This window comes from Pseudoalteromonas luteoviolacea NCIMB 1944 (assembly GCF_001625565.1).
Classification (GTDB): domain Bacteria; phylum Pseudomonadota; class Gammaproteobacteria; order Enterobacterales; family Alteromonadaceae; genus Pseudoalteromonas; species Pseudoalteromonas luteoviolacea_F.
Genome location: NZ_AUXS01000097.1, coordinates 1 through 16,737, shown reverse-complemented (window position 1 = coordinate 16,737; position 16,737 = coordinate 1). Strand labels below are relative to the sequence as shown.

The window sequence follows — 16,737 nt, the reverse complement described above, 5'->3', positions numbered from 1 at the left end:
TTATTTTCCTACAGCATATGGAACCTGCTTACGAAATTACGTATAACTTTTTTTAAAAATGTACCAAGTTGTACCTCTCGCTTTTCTTTTACAATACAAAAAAGGGGCGATACCGCCCCTTGTCATTATTCATAGCCATTACTAATTTACATTGCTTTGCGCTTTTCAACCCAGCGAGCAATATCTTGTTCAACCAGCGCCAGCGGACGTGCGCCTTTTAACAAAATTTCGTCATGAAAAGAAGTCATATCAAATTTGTTACCCAAGGCTTTTTGCGCATCCTTTCTTAGCTCTTCAAACTTCAACATACCCAACTTATAACCTAGAGCTTGACCCGGCCATGCAATATAACGATCAATTGCTGGGACAACATCGCTCATAGCAGAACCTGTTGCCTCTGCAAAATACTCAATGGCCTCTTGGCGAGTCCATTTTTTATAGTGTAAGCCTGTATCTACAACAAGACGGGCAGCTCGGTACGCTTCGGCTTGTAATCGACCTAAGTCACCAAATGGGTCACCTTCGTACATGCCCATTTCGTAAGCAAGTAACTCAGAGTAAAGCGCCCACCCTTCGATATAGCCGTTAAATGACGCATTTTGGCGCATTAAGCCAATATCGGTTTGCAACATATTGAGCGCAATTTGGAAGTGATGCCCAGGTACTGCTTCATGATATGTCAATGTTTTTAAACCAAAGCTTGGCACTGCTTTCATATCTTTGAGGTTTATCGCAAACACACCAGGGCGACTGCCATCTAAAGAAGGGCCATAGTAATAACCACCAGGTGCGCCAGCCTCAACCTCAACTGGAATACGTTTAACTTCTACTTTTTGGGGTGGCAGAGTTGAAAAATATTGTGGTGCTTTTTCATTGATAACTTCAATCTCACCTTTTAAAAAGTCCAGCAGTTCCTGACGACCTTGATCGCTATCAGCAAACAAAAAGCGCGGCTCTTCGTTTAATTGCTTCATACGCTCGCTTACTGATCCCTTGGTATAGCCATTCGCTTTTAAAATTTCATCCATGCGATTTGTGATACGCTTCACTTCCGCTTGACCCACTTCATGGATCTGCTGTGCCGTCATATCTGAATCTGCTAGATACGTGATAGCATGTTGATAAAACGCTTCACCATTAGGTTGTGCCCAAATACCGACCTTATCTGAGGCCTGTTTTTCCAATTCAGTCATTTTAGCGGTGATACGACCAAATGCAGGGTATACCTGCATTGCCATCACAGATGCGGCACTTTCGACTAAACTGGCTTTTGCTCTGTCACTAACACCGTCAAGGTTTTCTAGCTTTGTAGCGAAGGAAGTCACAAGTACATGTTCATTTGCTTTTGGTTCAGTGTATGCATTTAGATAAGACAAAGTATTTGGGAATAATGGCTTAGGTAATATGATGCCGCGCTTTGCATCACTGACAACTTTCTCGTTGACCTGATCTACCATAATCGCAAATGCGGCTAACCGCTCTACATATGCTTTTGCATCAGATATGTTGCTAATTTCATGCTGGTTCTGCAATATGCTTGGCACGTCCATCAGAGGCCCAGATATCTGGTTTACGATATAAGGCAAATGCCCACCCCAAGTATCAATGTATCCAGCAGAAAACACACTGTCGCCCGCATAATACCGTGCTATAACCTCATTAACTTGCACATGTAACCTGTCTTTGTCACTGAGCTGAGCAGATTGCAGCTGCTTGAGCTGCTCTGCCGCGTGGGTCATGTCTATCTGTAACGCTTGCATGCCAGCAACAGAATAGTCGGGTAGCCTATTTTCATAGCGGCCATAATCCTCACTTTCAAGCTTCAATGATGTTGCCAAAGCTGGCTGGTGAGAAATAAACGCTTTGGTATATTTATCAACGACCGTGTCAACTTCAACTCGACTTATTGTCTTTTGCGCTTTAACCAAGTTTTCACTATTTGCTTGATTCGATGTGGACTCTGTCGCACACCCAGTAATGGCAAAAAGTACAGCCGCTGCCAGCACGTTAACCTTTCTCATTATTTATCCCCAAATGTTGTCATCGTAGTGTGTTGGAATACTTAGCCACGTTCGCTTGTATTCTGCGTAATTTCAAATTCAACAGTAATCTACATAAATCGAGTTTATAAGTCACTTACAGAAGTGCTTTTTCTATTTTCATTCGGGTAACTGGGTAAGCTGACAAATCAACAATTACCACTGCGATTTAGCAATTTAAAACGATTTATTCATTGCGGTTACATCGCTTGGATCATGTTCAACCGAATTTGTTTTTTGACACGCTTCCATATTCAATAATAATGAATAATCACAACATATAGGAAAGCTTATCCAACTCATTTAAAAAACAACAACAAAATCACAACGCCATGTATTTTATACTTATTATTTTAAAACACATTAATCAAAGGCACTATCCGTGCTAATTCACGCTCTATTGCACCACCTTTAATTAGCGCTCTTTTGTGTACAATACCCTCATCCCAATATGAAAAACTTTAAGTAAGGATTGATCATGAAGTTTAAAATGTCAGCGCTGTCACTAGGCGTATTCATCGGTATATCTTCCATTGCACACGCAAGCGTATACGACTCAGGAATTGAATCAGTTGAGTTACCAGCTGATGCCAAAATGACTACTACACAAACCAATAATTATGATTACTCAGATAATCAACCTTGGAGCCAAATGCCACCTGCTCAACTGAGACCAGTTCAAGTGCCATTATTTATTTCGATTGGTTTCGACGACAATGGTTCTAAGGCCGGTATGGACTGGATAGTTAACCTTACTCGTCAATTGCAAAACGACAATGGTTCAAATAATGCGGCGACATTTGACGGTGCACCAGTCAGGTTTACGTTCTTTAATACACCCTCTTATATAGAAGCTGCCGCTAACGATGCAGTGGGCGTCAAACACGCTTGGAGAAATGCTTGGCTAGACGGCCACGAGATTGGCAATCACACTTGGAGCCACAAAGATGGTGGGCCAGATACAGGTAACTTCAGTGAAGCACAGTGGGCACAGGAATTGGGCATTACTCAAACGTGGTTAAGTAAGCCGTATGACGCTACAGAGATCATGCACGGTGCAAACGATGCCGCGGGTCCTGGGATCCCAGTTAGTGAGATTATTGGCTTTAGAACCCCTTACTTGAATCACAATAATGCATTGTTTTCAGCTCTTATCAAAGGTAACTTTGTCTACGATACTAGTGTAGAAGAAGGTTGGGGCAGCCAATATAATGGCACCAACAATCCATGGCCTTACACCATGAATAATGGTACGCCGACAACGCGGGTTGGTAAACCAGATGTTGGTAACTTCCCTGGTCTATGGCAGCTACCATCAAACGTGTTTGAAAAGCCGCAGGGCGGTAAAATGGTCGCATTTGACACAAATATGTGGGTTGGCAGCGCAATGAGTAAAAATGACGTGCTTGCTATCTTAAAGCACAACTTGCATTTAAGACTCGAAGGTAATCGCTCTCCTTTATTATATGGCGCACATGCCAATATCTACGCGCCAGAGTATGATACAGGCGGACGCGCGACAACTTATTTGGAGCGCCAACAAGCAATTGAAGAATTCATTCAATATGCACTCAGTTTGAAAGTTAACGGTCAACCTGTAGTACGCATCGTGCCGTTTAAAGATATCGTTGAGTGGATGCGTAACCCGACACCTCTGACTGATGGAAAAGTTGTCACAGTTAAAAGCATTGGCGCAAGCCCGACATATGCACCAGGCAGCATCTACCAAAAGGGTGACCAAGTTTATCATGATGGCAAATACTATGAAGCTAAGTGGTACGCTGACTCAATCCCTGGCGCACTTTCTCCTGACTACGACCCTTGGAAACTCATTACCAGAGAACAAGCGACCAAGGTTTCTCACTTAGGTAGCGTAACACCGACTGGCGATACATTTGGCGACATCTTAATCGCACCAAATAAAGATCAAACCTTCTTCTTTAATGCAGCTGCTGGCGCTCAAGTTAAAAGTGTTACGCTCAACGGTGTGAATCTAGGTTCACTAGAGCAGTACACGTTCAGTAATTTGACAGCGAACCAAACATTGACTGTTGAATTTAGTAAAAAGTAAGTGACCAAATAATAAAGGCTGTACCTAAGTACAGCCTTTTTATGACTTTATATCTAAATACTAAACTCACTGCTCATTTAAAATGTATTTTCGCACAGCCCTATTGTGCTCTTTTAATGACTTCGAAAAATAATGTGCGCCATTCCCTTTTGATACAAAATATAAAAAATCTGTATCAGCTGGTTGAACAGCTGCAAACAATGCATCTTTAGACGGCATTGCAATAGGCGTTGGCGGCAGCCTATCAATACGGTAGGTGTTATAAGGTGTATATTCACGCAAGTGAGATTTTTTTATATCACCACGAAATCGCGCTCCAAGCCCATAAATAACGGTTGGATCTGTCTGTAATCTCATGCCTTTGTTCAATCTATTATGAAAAACCGAAGAAATAATATCTCTTTCGGCAGCATGTCCTGATTCCTTTTCAATAATAGACGCTAAAATAAGTGCTTCATAATCACTTTTTAGCGGCACACCATCGCCTCGTTTTGCCCAGGCTTCACTTAAAACACTTTGCATTTTTGTATGCGCACGCTGCAACAGCGCTGACGCTTTGGTCAAACCTTCATAGTGATATGTATCAGGGAATAGCCACCCTTCTGGGTGTCCGTTGCCAAATTGTATCAAACCTGCTGAAGGCTTATCTGGGATGTCAAATATTAAAAACGCACTACTCTTTAGATTCTCGATAATTGTTTTATAAGTGTCACCTTCAATAATAGTGAAAGTAAAATCGGCCTTGTTACCGCGGTGAACTTTTTCAATGGCCGCCATTACAGTAAGGCCGTTCAGCTCATAAACACCTGCTTTAAGAGTAAACTTTTGTGGCTGCAACTTGCTATAGAGCTTATAAGGAAAGCAGCTCTCTAATGCCTGCTGTGACTGCCATTTGGAGCACAAGCTGTGAAAAGTATCCCCCTGCGACACTTGCGTATATTGCTCTGGTAATTCTAGGGTTTCACTTTGCATCAAACCCAGTAAGTTATACCCACAATATAAGATAATAAGTACGGGCACTGAGGCGGCCCATAATAAAAAACGGATCATAGAGTGGCTTCTATCTTTGACTTCAAATCAAGTGCAGTTTGCAGGTTAAACACCTGTTTGTCTATTGATTTCACTGGAACAAGCCCCATCAAACTGTTACACATGAATACCGCATCTGCCTGCAATACATCATGCAAACACAATGATTTAGACTCTATTTGAGTATGGTCAGACAGCAGTGACAGATACACACCTTTAATGCCACACAGCTTTAAGCTAGGTGTAAACAGCTGGTTATTTTTCATAATGATCAGGTTGCTAGCCGAGCACTCTATGACGTTGTCCTCAATATCCAAAACCAGTACATCATCAGCCGCTTGTTGACTGGCTTGCGCTTTTATCAATACTTGCTCTAGACGGTTAAGCGTTTTCAGACCGGCAAATAGAGGCTGGTGACCAAGTTTAATGCCACTGACGCTCAAACAAACCCCCTGTTCTTGCCATTTAAGATAGTGCGAAGGAAAATCACTTTGTGTAATTATAATCTTGGGCTCAGGCTGCTCTGGTAAGCCATAACCTCGTCCACCAACCCCTCTGGTGATCAAAACCTTGAGCACGCCTAAGCCACATCCTTTTGCGGCTTCTAAACACGCGTTTGTTATTGCTTGCAGGTCTAGCTCAGGAAAGCCTAATACCTGCTGGCACTGCCTGAGCCTCGCTAAGTGGTATTGCCAAAGCTGTAGTTGACCACTTTCAATTTTAATGGTTGTGAAAAAGCCATCGCCATAGTTTAAGCCACGATCTTTATAACTGATTTCCATAAACCTTCCGAAAATAAAAAAGCCTGGCATTGCCAGGCTTTATCAAACTAAAGATAAATTTAAATCTTTTTGAACAGCAATGAGCCGTTGGTACCACCAAAACCAAACGAGTTACAAAGCGCATAATCCAGCTTTGCATCACGGGCTGTGTGCGGAACATAGTCTAGGTCACACCCTTCATCAGGGTTATCCAAATTGATAGTAGGCGATACCTTCTGGTCAACCAAAGACAAGATGCTAATAATTGACTCAACAGAGCCCGCTGCACCTAGTAAATGTCCCATCATTGATTTAGAAGAACTTACCATTACGTCTTTAGCCGCACTGCCAAAAATTGACTTAACTGCAGATGTTTCAGCAATGTCGCCAGCTGGGGTTGATGTACCATGTGCATTGATATAACCAATTTGCTCAGCATTCACACCTGCATCGTTCAGGGCATTTTCCATAGCCAATGCAGCACCTGAACCGTCTTCCGGTGGTGATGTCATATGGTATGCGTCACCACTCATACCGAAACCTACTAGTTCAGCATAGATTTTCGCGCCGCGTGCTTTTGCATGCTCGTATTCTTCTAATACGATAACACCAGCACCATCTGCAAGTACAAAACCATCTCTATCTTTATCCCAAGGGCGAGAGGCCGCTTGAGGATCATCATTTCGAGTCGACAAGGCACGCGCTGCGCTAAAACCACCCATACCAATAGGTGTAGAAGCCTTTTCAGCACCACCGGCGACCATCGCATCTGCATCACCATATGCAATCATACGTGCGGCATGACCAATGTTGTGAAGGCCAGTTGTACAAGCTGTAACAATCGAAATATTCGGACCTCTCAAACCATGCATGATAGACAAGTGTCCTGAGATCATATTAATAATGGTTGAAGGTACGTAGAAAGGCGATAACTTTCGCGGGCCACTCGCGATAAGCTTGTGGTGGTTTTCTTCAATTAGAGTCAATCCACCTATCCCTGAACCTACTGCCACACCAACACGTGCAGCATTTTGTTCAGTGATTTCTAATCCTGAATCCTTTAATGCTTGGACACCAGCTGCAATACCATACTGAATAAACAAGTCCATTTTTTTTGTGTCTTTTTTGGACATGTATTCTGTCGCATCAAAGTCGTTAACTAAGCCAGCAAACTTAGTTCCAAAACTCGATGTATCAAAATGCGTGATGTTTGAAATGCCACTACGACCTTCTAATAGGCCTTGCCAGGTTGACTGAACATCATTACCTAGCGGCGTCAACATACCTAAGCCAGTTACTACGACTCGACGTTTAGCCACGGTTTCCTCCAAAAAGGGATTTGAAATTTTGCGGGGGTAGAATGAATGAGGGCAGCGAGTGCTGCCCTTCAGATCCGTTAATTACTCAGCGTGAGCAGTAACGTAGTCGATCGCAGCCTGAACAGTAGTGATTTTCTCAGCTTCTTCATCAGGGATCTCAGTGTCAAACTCTTCTTCTAGAGCCATTACTAGCTCAACAGTGTCAAGAGAGTCCGCGCCTAGGTCGTCAACGAAAGAAGCTTCTGATTTTACTTCTTCCTCTTTAACACCTAGTTGCTCAACGATGATTTTTTTTACGCGTTCTTGGATGTCGCTCATTCTTCTTTCCTTTATTAAAACGCTTTTTGCGTTAATTTCAGATTGCGGCGTAGTTTACGGCGCATCATGTATTGATTCAAGGATTGACTTAGACTTTTTTGTCTGGTCAAACCTGTTACTAAATATTTTTACTCTTTATCGCCTATTTTCAGGGCAATATCAAGCTAGTTTGCGGCAAGATCACAAAAATTTAAATTATTTTGTAATCTTTACACCATATACATCGCACCATTCACGTGCAACGTTTCTCCGGAGATATATGCAGCCGCATCAGAAGCTAAATATGCAACAGCTGCTGCAATCTCTTCAGGCTGACCTAAACGACCTGCTGGTACGTTTGCAAGTGTCGCCGCTTTTTGCTCGTCAGTTAATTCATCAGTCATATCAGTTTTGATAAAACCTGGTGCAATTACATTCACTGTGATACCACGAGAAGCAACTTCACGTGCAAGTGATTTAGAAAAACCGATAACGCCAGCTTTCGCTGCTGCATAGTTTGCTTGACCTGCATTACCCATAGTGCCAACTACCGAGCCAATATTAATAATGCGGCCTGACTTTTTCTTCATCATAGGACGAAGTACAGCTTTGGATAAACGGTAAATTGCACTTAAGTTAGTGTCAATGATATCTGTCCACTCATCATCTTTCATACGCATAAGTAAATTATCACGAGTAATACCTGCGTTATTTACCAGCACATCGATATCGCCAAAATCAGCTTTAATCTGCTTCAATACAGCATCAATAGACTCAACGTCAGTGACATTGAGTTTATAACCTTTGCCGTTTTCACCCAAATACTCACTGATTTTTTCCGCACCTGAGTCACTTGTTGCTGTACCAAGTACCGTTGCGCCTTGTGCAACCAACGTTTGCGCGACTGATTTACCTATACCGCGACTTGCACCTGTGACCAATACAATTTTATCTTTCAGATCAAATATATTTGACATTTTTCTTCTCTATTATTCTGCACTTTCAACTGATGCTACATCGTTAGCAGCAGCACATTTAACTGATTTATCAATTCGCTTAGCCAAACCTGTAAGCACTTTTCCTGGGCCAAACTCATAAGCCTGAGTAATTTCTTGCGCTGCAAGCTGCTGAACCGTTTCAGTCCAACGTACAGGGCTAAATAGCTGCCTGATCAGCGCATCCTTTATTTCTGTAGCACTTTTAGCTACTGCAACATCGACGTTGTTAATGACTGGATATTTAGGCTCTGAAAATGTTAGGCCTTCAAGATCAGCAGCTAAGCGCTCTGCCGCAGGTTTCATCAACTCGCAATGCGATGGTACGCTTACTGATAAAGGAAGCGCACGCTTTGCGCCAGCTTCTTTACATGCTTCACTTGCTCTATCTACTGCTTCTTTGTGGCCAGCAATTACAACTTGACCAGGCGAATTGTAGTTCACAGGAGATACCACCTGCCCTTGCGCAGACTCAGAACATACTTTGACAATTACCTCATCTTCTAAGCCGATAATTGCGGCCATTGACCCCGTCCCAGCAGGCACAGCTTCTTGCATATATAAGCCACGTTTTTCAACTAGCTTCACAGCTTCAGACAAGGTGATAACACCTGCACATACAAGTGCTGAGTACTCACCTAAACTATGGCCGGCTAATACAAGTTCGGCATCAACATTTTTTGCTTGCCAGTGACGAAAAATAGCAACGCTAGACGTCAATAATGCTGGCTGAGTTTTATGAGTTTGATTTAGCTCTTCTTCAGGACCATTTAACACCAAGGCTTGTAGATCATATCCAAGCGCCTCAGATGCTTCGGCAAAGGTATTTTTTACAACGTCAGATGATTCTATTAACTCTGACAACATACCAACACTCTGAGAGCCCTGGCCTGGGAAAAGTAAAGCAATTTTTTGTGACATAAGATGCTCTTTTACTCGTCTTTAAATTCGTACACCCACAATTAGCGAGACCAACTTGCGCTATTACGCTAATTGATAAAGTATGACTAAAAATATTTATATACAAACAACTTTGCTTAAACGGACGCGAAGTATGCACGAAAAGTGGTGTTTGTGCTAACTAATAGAGGTTTCTTCTACGTCAGTCATTTTTTCAAAAGCTGATTGTATTTTTTCGGGAATGCGTCGATTAACCTCTCTAACAGCTTCATCGATCGCTGCTAAAAATGCCTTATTCGATGCATTTCCGTGACTTTTTACGACAATACCACGCAATCCTACCAGACTTGCTCCGTTATACTGGTCGGGGTTCACCTTTTTATAGAGTTTTTTTATCACCGGGCGTAGTAAAAATGCAAGAGCCTTGTAAAAAAAGTGTTTTTTAAGCGCTTTCGTGAATTTTAGCATGATCAACTTGGCAATTCCTTCGCAAGTTTTCAAAGCAATATTACCCACAAAGCCTTCGCAAACAATAACATCCGACTTCCCAGAAAAAATATCACTGCCTTCACAGTAGCCTTGGTAGTTTAGATGCTCACACTCACACATCAACTTAGCCGCTTGTTTTATTCCTTCATGCCCTTTGATGTCTTCTGCACCAATATTCAAAAGGCTTACCTTGGGGTTTTCTTTATCTAAAGATTCACCAGCAACGATTGAACCCATAATTGCAAATTGAAACAAGGTTTCAGGATCACACAGTACATTAGCACCTAAATCAAGCAAGTAGACAGGCTGTTTTTTTTCTGTAGGCATCGAAGTAATAAGTGCCGGACGCTTAATGCCTGGCAACATTTTTAACACGTAGTGGGCCATTGACAGCAAGGCTCCTGTATTGCCTGAGCTGACACATGCCTGAGCTTGACCCGTCTTAACAAGATCAAGAGCAATTCGCATTGAGGATTTACGCTTGTTTCTAAGCGCATGAGCAGGCTCACAGTTATTTGTCACAACTTGTTCGCAATGCTTTATAACTAGTCTGGGGTGATCGAGTTGGTTTTCTTTACTAAGTGCTTGTCGCAAGACTGCTTCATTACCACAAAGTAATAAAGTTAAATTTGGATATTTTTCAACTGCGAGGATAGCAGCTGGAATAGATGAACGGGGGCCGTAATCGCCCCCCATCATATCTAACGCGATGGTTAGATTGGTTAGCATAAAGTAATCTCTTACTTAGAAATTACTTTAACGCCTTTGTAGTAACCATCTGCAGTTACGTGGTGACGACGATGAGTCTCACCTGAAACTTGGTCTACAGTTAAAGCTGGTCCGCTGATAGCATCGTGTGAACGACGCATGCCACGACGTGAACGAGTCACTTTGCTTTTTTGTACCGCCATTAGCCTTCTCCTAAGAATCTTTCTTAAGTTGTTTTAAAATTTCAAATGGATTTGGTTTACTTTCTTCTGCTTCGATTTCGCCAAAGCTTGCAGGCTTATTTGAAAACGAACATGAAGCTTCATCATGCATAGGAACTATAGGAATCGCTAAAATCAATTCATCTTCGATAATTTGTCGAAGATTGATTTCACCTTCTTCATCTAACTCCACCACATCGTAGCTTTCAGGAAGATCATCCGACTCTGCACCTAATCCGACTGGCGAATACGCAAAGTCTTGAGCCAAATCCAACCCTAATTCATCATTACAACGCTGACACACCAATGTTACTTGTGTTCGAGCTGAGCCTCGAATCACAACTAAACCTTGCTGATCAATATCGCAATGAATAGTTACCGCTATTTCACCTACCTGATCCTGCACAACTTGCTGCAGTCGAGAAAGTTCTTCAAGCGACACAATGCCGTCATAAGTAGCTCGACGTTGCGCTGCCCTGCCTGGATCAAGAGTGATGGGAATTTTCACCTTTTGCATAGGGGCTGCATCATATAGATTGTTAGTGGTTTAGTCAAAGTAAAAATAAACTTTCCTATTGTTTTTCGCCTACTAACGCTTATCCTTGTGTCAAATCCTCAATTTAAACACCAATAGACTCATGAAAACACCTATTATATTAGCCTCAAGCTCGCCATTTAGGCAGCAAATTTTGAAAAAAATTGGCCTTTCTTTTACAACTTTTTCTCCAGAGATTGATGAGTCGCTACTATCCGGTGAAACGCCGCAAGCTCTGGTGCAGCGCTTAAGCGAAAACAAAGCTAAAGTGGCGATACAACACTTCCAAAAAGGTCTGGTCATCGGCTCAGACCAAGTTGCGGTATTCGATGACCAAATTCTTGGAAAGCCTCACAATAAAGAAAACGCAATTAAACAACTCACATTATTTAGCAGTCAATGTGTTACCTTTTATACAGGATTGAGTGTCTATTCTATTGAAGAAGATAAATGTATTACTAAAGTTGTGCCGTTTAACGTTTATTTTAGAGCGTTGACAGCTAAACAAATATCAAATTATTTAGAGATAGAACAGCCATACAACTGCGCAGGCAGTTTCAAAAGTGAGGGGCTAGGCATATGCTTATTTGATAAGCTTGAAGGCGAAGACCCAAATACGTTGGTGGGCCTTCCGCTTATAGAGCTGACAAAATCATTTGCGAGTTTTGGTTTAGATGTACTAAGTCAAGTACGTCAGTAGCTGCTCAAACTCATCTACTATCTGCACAGGAGAGAATGGTTGTAGTTCTTCTCGCGTGGCAACGCCAAAAGTCACCCCGATGGCATCTACACCCGCATTAGATGCCATCTCCATATCGATTGTTGTGTCCCCTATCATCACCGCATCTTTTGCTGCAACACCTAATTCAACCAGCACTTGATGCAACATATCTGGATGTGGCTTAGACTGTGCCTCATCAGCAGTTCTCGTTACTTGAAAGTACTTTTGCAACCCGGATTCACTCAGCAACCTATTCAGACCTTGACGACTCTTCCCAGTTGCAATGGCTATTTTAATTCCACTTTCTGTCAATTGTTTAAGAACGGCCTCTACACCGCAAAACAACTCAGTGGGGGTTGTATCGACATCTCGATAGATGACTTTATAAGCATCAGCCAATTCAGCACTGCGATAGGCTTGTGCAGGAAATAAAGTAGCTAAAGCCTTTTCAAGCGATAGACCAATAATGCTTTTAGTTCTTTGTTCTGACTCTCTAGGGATTGCGTATTGGTCGGCAACCAAGTTAATCGTGTTAACAATTTTAGGCACGGTATCCATAACCGTGCCATCCCAATCAAATATGACCAGTTTATAGCCCATTATCTTCTCGTAATGTTTTAATACATGCTGTCAAAGCGTCATCCAAAGGAGCCTCTACATGCAAAGTGGTTTCTGTTTTTGGGTGCAAGAAGCGTAGCTCTCTAGCATGTAAAAATAAACGACCAAGGCCTTTTTTACGCATTTGTGCATCAAATGCTTGGTCGCCATATTTATCATCACATGCAATAGGGTGTCCCTTACATTGAGTATGCACACGAATTTGGTGTGTACGACCTGTAACTGGAGATGCTTGTACCAAAGTTGCACCATTGAAACGCTCTAAAACACGAAAGCGCGTATGTGATGCTTTGCCCTCTTCTGGGTCGACTCGCACTACACGCTCACCTGATTTTAACGTGTTCTTTCTCAGCGGTTCGGTCACATTTTTGTGCTTAGAAGACCACTCACCGGCAACCAATGCCCAATAGTTTTTCTCCATGGTTTTTTCTCTTAGTTGTTCGTGCAAGCCTTTCAAGACTGCTCGGCGTTTAGATATGAGCAAACAACCTGAAGTATCTCTGTCCAGTCGGTGTACCAACTCAAGTGATTTTTCTTGCGGTCTAAGGGCGCGAATCGCCTCTATCAAACCATAACTAAGACCGCTGCCGCCATGCACTGCCATTCCAGAAGGTTTATTTATAACAATCAAATATTTATCTTCATATATTATGCAATCTTCTAAACTTGCTACCCGGTCCAAGTTTTTAGGGACAAATTCTGTTTTTTCCGCAGTTTTAACTGGAGGGATCCGAACTACATCGTCAATTTGTAGCTTATATACTGGCTTGACACGCTTTTTATTGACGCGAACTTCACCCTTTCTCAAAATTTTATAGACAGCACTTTTTGGCACACCTTTTAAATGTGTAACTAAAAAGTTATCAATACGCTGTCCTAACTGATCTTCGGTGATAGTTACAAAGGTAACTTGTAAACCATTCTTTTCTGACATTGCCTAATCACTGATTTGAGTAATAATTTAGTTGCTATCACACAGTTAATAGTGGGATAATCGACTCGCAAATTTTGCGAGCATTGCTTTTTATCGCAAATAAACTGTCGTGATGCACATCTTGGGTGGAGGATCATACAGATCAGAGCTAAGATTTCCAAAGCTTTTATCTCCGACCCAAGACAATTATTACGTGTAATTGGCATAAGATGAAGCGCGTAACAGTTCATCTTTTAATCGCCAGACATGACATACGAGTAAATAAAAGCAAAATTATCGTGTCTTGTGTAAATTTGTGGGTTTGTTTAACCCGAGCGAGTTCTGTAGCAAAAAGTAAAAGCTATTTTTTAACCCGTCGACAATATGAATCAGGCATAAGTGTTAAAACAGACTAAGTTCCCTTCTCCCCAGTCGTGAGACTGCATCAGTAACAGGAACATTTAAACTGCCTGCAATGGCGCACAAGAATAGTATAAGTAGAGTTTTACCACCCGATGCAAAGTAGATGCGGGAAGGTAAAAAAGTAAATAGAGTACATAAGAATATGAAACGCATGCTAATCAATGCGACGCAGCAAGAAGAAATGCGCGTTGCACTGGTTGATGGCCAGCGTCTATATGATTTAGATATAGAAAGCCCAGGTCACGAACAAAAGAAAGCCAATATATACAAAGGCAAAATAACCCGTATTGAACCCTCACTTGAAGCTGCATTTGTCGATTATGGCGCAGAGCGTCACGGCTTCCTCCCTCTTAAAGAAATTGCCAAAACATACTTCCCTGAAGGCTATACATTTAATGGCCGCCCTAACATTAAAGATGTTATCAAAGAAGGTCAGGAAGTAATTGTTCAGGTTGACAAAGAAGAGCGTGGACAAAAAGGCGCTGCACTAACAACCTTTATCAGTGTTGCTGGTAGCTATTTAGTTTTAATGCCAAATAACCCTCGTGCTGGCGGTATTTCACGTCGTATCGAAGGCGATGAGCGTATTGAACTTAAAGAAGCTTTAAGCCGTCTTAAACTGCCCAAAGGCATGGGGCTTATCGTTCGTACGGCCGGTGTAGGTAAATCTTTCGAAGAACTTGAATATGACTTGAAAGCACTACTTGTGCACTGGCAAGCTATTCAAGAAGCTGCCGACAGCCGTAAAGCGCCATTTTTAATCCATCAAGAAAGTAACGTTATCTTCCGAGCTATCCGCGACTATCTTCGTCGTGATATCGGTGAGATATTGATTGATAAGCAAAAAGTTTTTGATGAAGCAAGAGCACATATTGAACGCTTCAGACCTGATTTTATCAATCGCGTGAAGCTATACAAAAATGATGTGCCTCTATTCACTCACTATCAGATAGAGAGTCAAATTGAATCTGCATTTCAGCGCGAAGTAAGACTGCCATCTGGCGGCTCGATTGTTATCGACCCGACTGAAGCGCTTACCTCTATTGATATCAACTCGTCTAAAGCAACCAAAGGCGGCGATATCGAAGAAACGGCACTTAATACCAATTTAGAAGCCGCTGACGAAATAGCAAGGCAGTTAAGACTTCGTGACTTAGGTGGCCTGATCGTAATCGACTTTATTGATATGACTCCTCCGCGCCATCAGCGTGAAGTTGAAAACCGCTTAAAAGAAGCTGTGAGAGCAGATAGAGCTCGCGTTCAAATCGGTAAGATATCAAGGTTTGGCCTTTTAGAAATGTCTCGTCAACGTTTACGTCCTTCTCTGGGCGAGGCGAGCCAGCATTCTTGCCCACGTTGTAATGGACAAGGCACAATCCGCTCTAATGAATCAATTGCCCTGTCTATTTTACGATTGATTGAAGAGGAAGCAATCAAAGAAAATACTGCTCAAGTGAATGCTCAGGTGCCTGTAAAGGTCGGTTCATTCTTATTGAATGAAAAGCGCAGAGCGGTGCAGCGAATTGAAAAAAGACATAACTGCCACGTTGTCATTATTCCTAACCAGCACCTTGAAACGCCTCATTATGAAGTAGTTCGTTTGCGTAAAGACGATGTGCCAGAGTTAGCAAGTTATGAGCAAGTAGCAGAGCCGGAAGCTGATATCGTTGAAGTACAAATGACTCAGGCGACGCCAAAAGAAGAGCCTGTGTTAAAAGGCGTGGTAATGCCCTCTTCACCAGCCCCAGCGTCACAACCTGCTTCTCCACAAGCAGCTACAACCGCGACAGAGCAAGCTCAAGAACAAAAGCCGGGTCTGCTAGCACGCGTTAGCAAATGGCTTAAGAGCCTATTCTCTTCTGAGGAAGAGCAACCGAAAGAAGAAGAGAAAAAGCAGCAGCCAAAACGCCGCGGAAAGCAAGACAACCGTCGCCGTAATCAACGACGCAAAGGCCGTGGTCGTGGCGATGCACAAAAAGATGCCGCAACTTCTAACGACACTGTAGCTAAAGGCGAAGACAAAGAACGTACTGATAATCAAGAGCGTTCGGAAAACCGTAACAAACGTCGTCGTCAAAACAATCGTAAACGTACTGATTCAGATAAAACCAAGAACACCAATACGGATAACGAAAATCAAAAACAGGACTCTCAGCAAGAGCAGCGAGAAAAGCCTGTAAAACAGCGTCGTCAACGTAGAAACCTGCGCAAAAAAGTACGTATTGAAAACCAAGCTGAAGTAGCACAAGAATCTTCACAAACTGATATGTCACCAGCTCCTGTCAAACCGGAAAAACAGGAAAAAGTACATGCACCAGTAGAAGAGCCTACCGTTACAGAGGAAAACAATACTGTAGTGGAAACGGTAGAAAGCGCTGAAGTAAGAGTTCAAAATGAAAATATCGTTGAACAAGATACGGCAGACATCACAGAAGTACCTGTGATCAGTGATGAGCAAGATGACGAAGTTGATGGAGAAAAGCGCGAAGCGAAAACTCGCTCAAGACGCTCACCTCGCCATTTAAGAGCTGCAGGTCAAAGACGTAAGCGTGGCGAGTCCACTAACCGTCAATCAGCTCCCGCCTTTGTACCTGTTGCTGACCAAGCTGCTGCTGAGTTTGAAGCTCAGCTACGCTCAGGCGAAGCTGTTACTGCTGAAGAAGCTTCTATTGCTGAGCAAGCACCTGTTGCTGAACAA

At 42.5% G+C, this 16,737-nt stretch carries 15 protein-coding genes; 3 read left to right on the top strand and 12 right to left on the bottom strand.

The window, feature by feature from the left end; all coding sequences use genetic code 11:
- Window positions 1-146 precede the first annotated feature (146 nt).
- Entirely contained in the window at window positions 147-2,021 is a 1,875-nt protein-coding gene (locus tag N483_RS25145; protein WP_023400297.1) for a DUF885 domain-containing protein, read from the bottom strand.
- 496 nt (window positions 2,022-2,517) lie between these two features.
- Between N483_RS25145 and N483_RS25140 the strand changes: the two genes are divergently transcribed.
- Window positions 2,518-4,110: a polysaccharide deacetylase family protein gene (locus N483_RS25140; RefSeq protein WP_023400296.1), complete on the top strand. Its 1,593-nt coding sequence runs from the start codon at window positions 2,518-2,520 to the stop codon at window positions 4,108-4,110.
- Between the two features lie 66 nt (window positions 4,111-4,176).
- Here N483_RS25140 and mltG read toward each other — a convergent pair whose 3' ends face one another.
- From mltG to yceD, 9 genes are all read right to left on the bottom strand, one after another.
- A complete protein-coding gene (mltG, locus tag N483_RS25135; RefSeq protein ID WP_023400295.1) occupies window positions 4,177-5,160 on the bottom strand; it encodes an endolytic transglycosylase MltG in 984 nt (327 codons plus the stop codon).
- Window positions 5,157-5,921, bottom strand: coding sequence for an aminodeoxychorismate lyase (gene pabC, locus N483_RS25130; protein WP_023400294.1), 765 nt, complete (start codon window positions 5,919-5,921; stop codon window positions 5,157-5,159). The genes mltG and pabC overlap by 4 nt, the downstream gene beginning before the upstream one ends.
- A 59-nt stretch (window positions 5,922-5,980) precedes the next feature.
- Window positions 5,981-7,219, bottom strand: a complete 1,239-nt coding sequence (gene fabF / locus N483_RS25125; RefSeq protein WP_023400293.1) for a beta-ketoacyl-ACP synthase II — start codon at window positions 7,217-7,219, stop codon at window positions 5,981-5,983.
- Window positions 7,220-7,300: 81 nt separating this feature from the next.
- A complete protein-coding gene (gene acpP, locus N483_RS25120) occupies window positions 7,301-7,537 on the bottom strand; it encodes an acyl carrier protein (RefSeq protein WP_010374019.1) in 237 nt (78 codons plus the stop codon).
- A 209-nt stretch (window positions 7,538-7,746) separates the two neighbouring features.
- Window positions 7,747-8,493, bottom strand: coding sequence for a 3-oxoacyl-ACP reductase FabG (gene fabG / locus N483_RS25115; RefSeq protein ID WP_023400292.1), 747 nt, complete (start codon window positions 8,491-8,493; stop codon window positions 7,747-7,749).
- 12 nt (window positions 8,494-8,505) lie between these two features.
- Window positions 8,506-9,432: an ACP S-malonyltransferase gene (gene fabD, locus N483_RS25110; protein WP_023400291.1), complete on the bottom strand. Its 927-nt coding sequence runs from the start codon at window positions 9,430-9,432 to the stop codon at window positions 8,506-8,508.
- Window positions 9,433-9,588: 156 nt separating this feature from the next.
- Window positions 9,589-10,629, bottom strand: a complete 1,041-nt coding sequence (gene plsX, locus N483_RS25105) for a phosphate acyltransferase PlsX (protein WP_023400290.1) — start codon at window positions 10,627-10,629, stop codon at window positions 9,589-9,591.
- A gap of 11 nt (window positions 10,630-10,640) precedes the next feature.
- Window positions 10,641-10,811: a 50S ribosomal protein L32 gene (gene rpmF, locus N483_RS25100; RefSeq protein ID WP_023400289.1), complete on the bottom strand. Its 171-nt coding sequence runs from the start codon at window positions 10,809-10,811 to the stop codon at window positions 10,641-10,643.
- A 10-nt stretch (window positions 10,812-10,821) separates the two neighbouring features.
- Window positions 10,822-11,346: a 23S rRNA accumulation protein YceD gene (yceD, locus tag N483_RS25095; RefSeq protein ID WP_023400288.1), complete on the bottom strand. Its 525-nt coding sequence runs from the start codon at window positions 11,344-11,346 to the stop codon at window positions 10,822-10,824.
- A gap of 121 nt (window positions 11,347-11,467) precedes the next feature.
- Here yceD and N483_RS25090 point away from each other — a divergent pair, with 121 nt between their 5' ends.
- A complete protein-coding gene (locus N483_RS25090; RefSeq protein ID WP_023400287.1) occupies window positions 11,468-12,064 on the top strand; it encodes a Maf family protein in 597 nt (198 codons plus the stop codon).
- On the opposite strand, the gene N483_RS25085 is transcribed toward N483_RS25090, so the two are convergent.
- Together N483_RS25085 and rluC are read right to left on the bottom strand one after the other, a co-directional pair.
- Window positions 12,044-12,685, bottom strand: coding sequence for an HAD-IA family hydrolase (locus N483_RS25085; protein ID WP_023400286.1), 642 nt, complete (start codon window positions 12,683-12,685; stop codon window positions 12,044-12,046). The genes N483_RS25090 and N483_RS25085 overlap by 21 nt on opposite strands.
- Window positions 12,675-13,637 carry a 23S rRNA pseudouridine(955/2504/2580) synthase RluC gene (gene rluC, locus N483_RS25080; RefSeq protein WP_023400285.1) on the bottom strand — a complete coding sequence of 321 codons (963 nt, stop codon included), beginning with the start codon at window positions 13,635-13,637 and terminating at the stop codon, window positions 12,675-12,677. Before rluC ends, N483_RS25085 begins: the two co-directional genes overlap by 11 nt.
- A 544-nt stretch (window positions 13,638-14,181) precedes the next feature.
- Between rluC and rne the strand changes: the two genes are divergently transcribed.
- A partial coding sequence (gene rne, locus N483_RS25075) for a ribonuclease E (RefSeq protein WP_063383411.1) occupies window positions 14,182-16,737 on the top strand: 2,556 nt, incomplete at its 3' end.

Coding starts and splice junctions, on each gene's coding strand:
- N483_RS25145 (WP_023400297.1), bottom strand. CDS start 2,021: ATGAGAAAGGTTAACGTGCTGGCAGCGGCTGTACTTTTTGCCATTACT.
- N483_RS25140 (WP_023400296.1), top strand. CDS start 2,518: ATGAAGTTTAAAATGTCAGCGCTGTCACTAGGCGTATTCATCGGTATA.
- mltG (WP_023400295.1), bottom strand. CDS start 5,160: ATGATCCGTTTTTTATTATGGGCCGCCTCAGTGCCCGTACTTATTATC.
- pabC (WP_023400294.1), bottom strand. CDS start 5,921: ATGGAAATCAGTTATAAAGATCGTGGCTTAAACTATGGCGATGGCTTT.
- acpP (WP_010374019.1), bottom strand. CDS start 7,537: ATGAGCGACATCCAAGAACGCGTAAAAAAAATCATCGTTGAGCAACTA.
- fabG (WP_023400292.1), bottom strand. CDS start 8,493: ATGTCAAATATATTTGATCTGAAAGATAAAATTGTATTGGTCACAGGT.
- fabD (WP_023400291.1), bottom strand. CDS start 9,432: ATGTCACAAAAAATTGCTTTACTTTTCCCAGGCCAGGGCTCTCAGAGT.
- plsX (WP_023400290.1), bottom strand. CDS start 10,629: ATGCTAACCAATCTAACCATCGCGTTAGATATGATGGGGGGCGATTAC.
- rpmF (WP_023400289.1), bottom strand. CDS start 10,811: ATGGCGGTACAAAAAAGCAAAGTGACTCGTTCACGTCGTGGCATGCGT.
- yceD (WP_023400288.1), bottom strand. CDS start 11,346: ATGCAAAAGGTGAAAATTCCCATCACTCTTGATCCAGGCAGGGCAGCG.
- N483_RS25090 (WP_023400287.1), top strand. CDS start 11,468: ATGAAAACACCTATTATATTAGCCTCAAGCTCGCCATTTAGGCAGCAA.
- N483_RS25085 (WP_023400286.1), bottom strand. CDS start 12,685: ATGGGCTATAAACTGGTCATATTTGATTGGGATGGCACGGTTATGGAT.
- rluC (WP_023400285.1), bottom strand. CDS start 13,637: ATGTCAGAAAAGAATGGTTTACAAGTTACCTTTGTAACTATCACCGAA.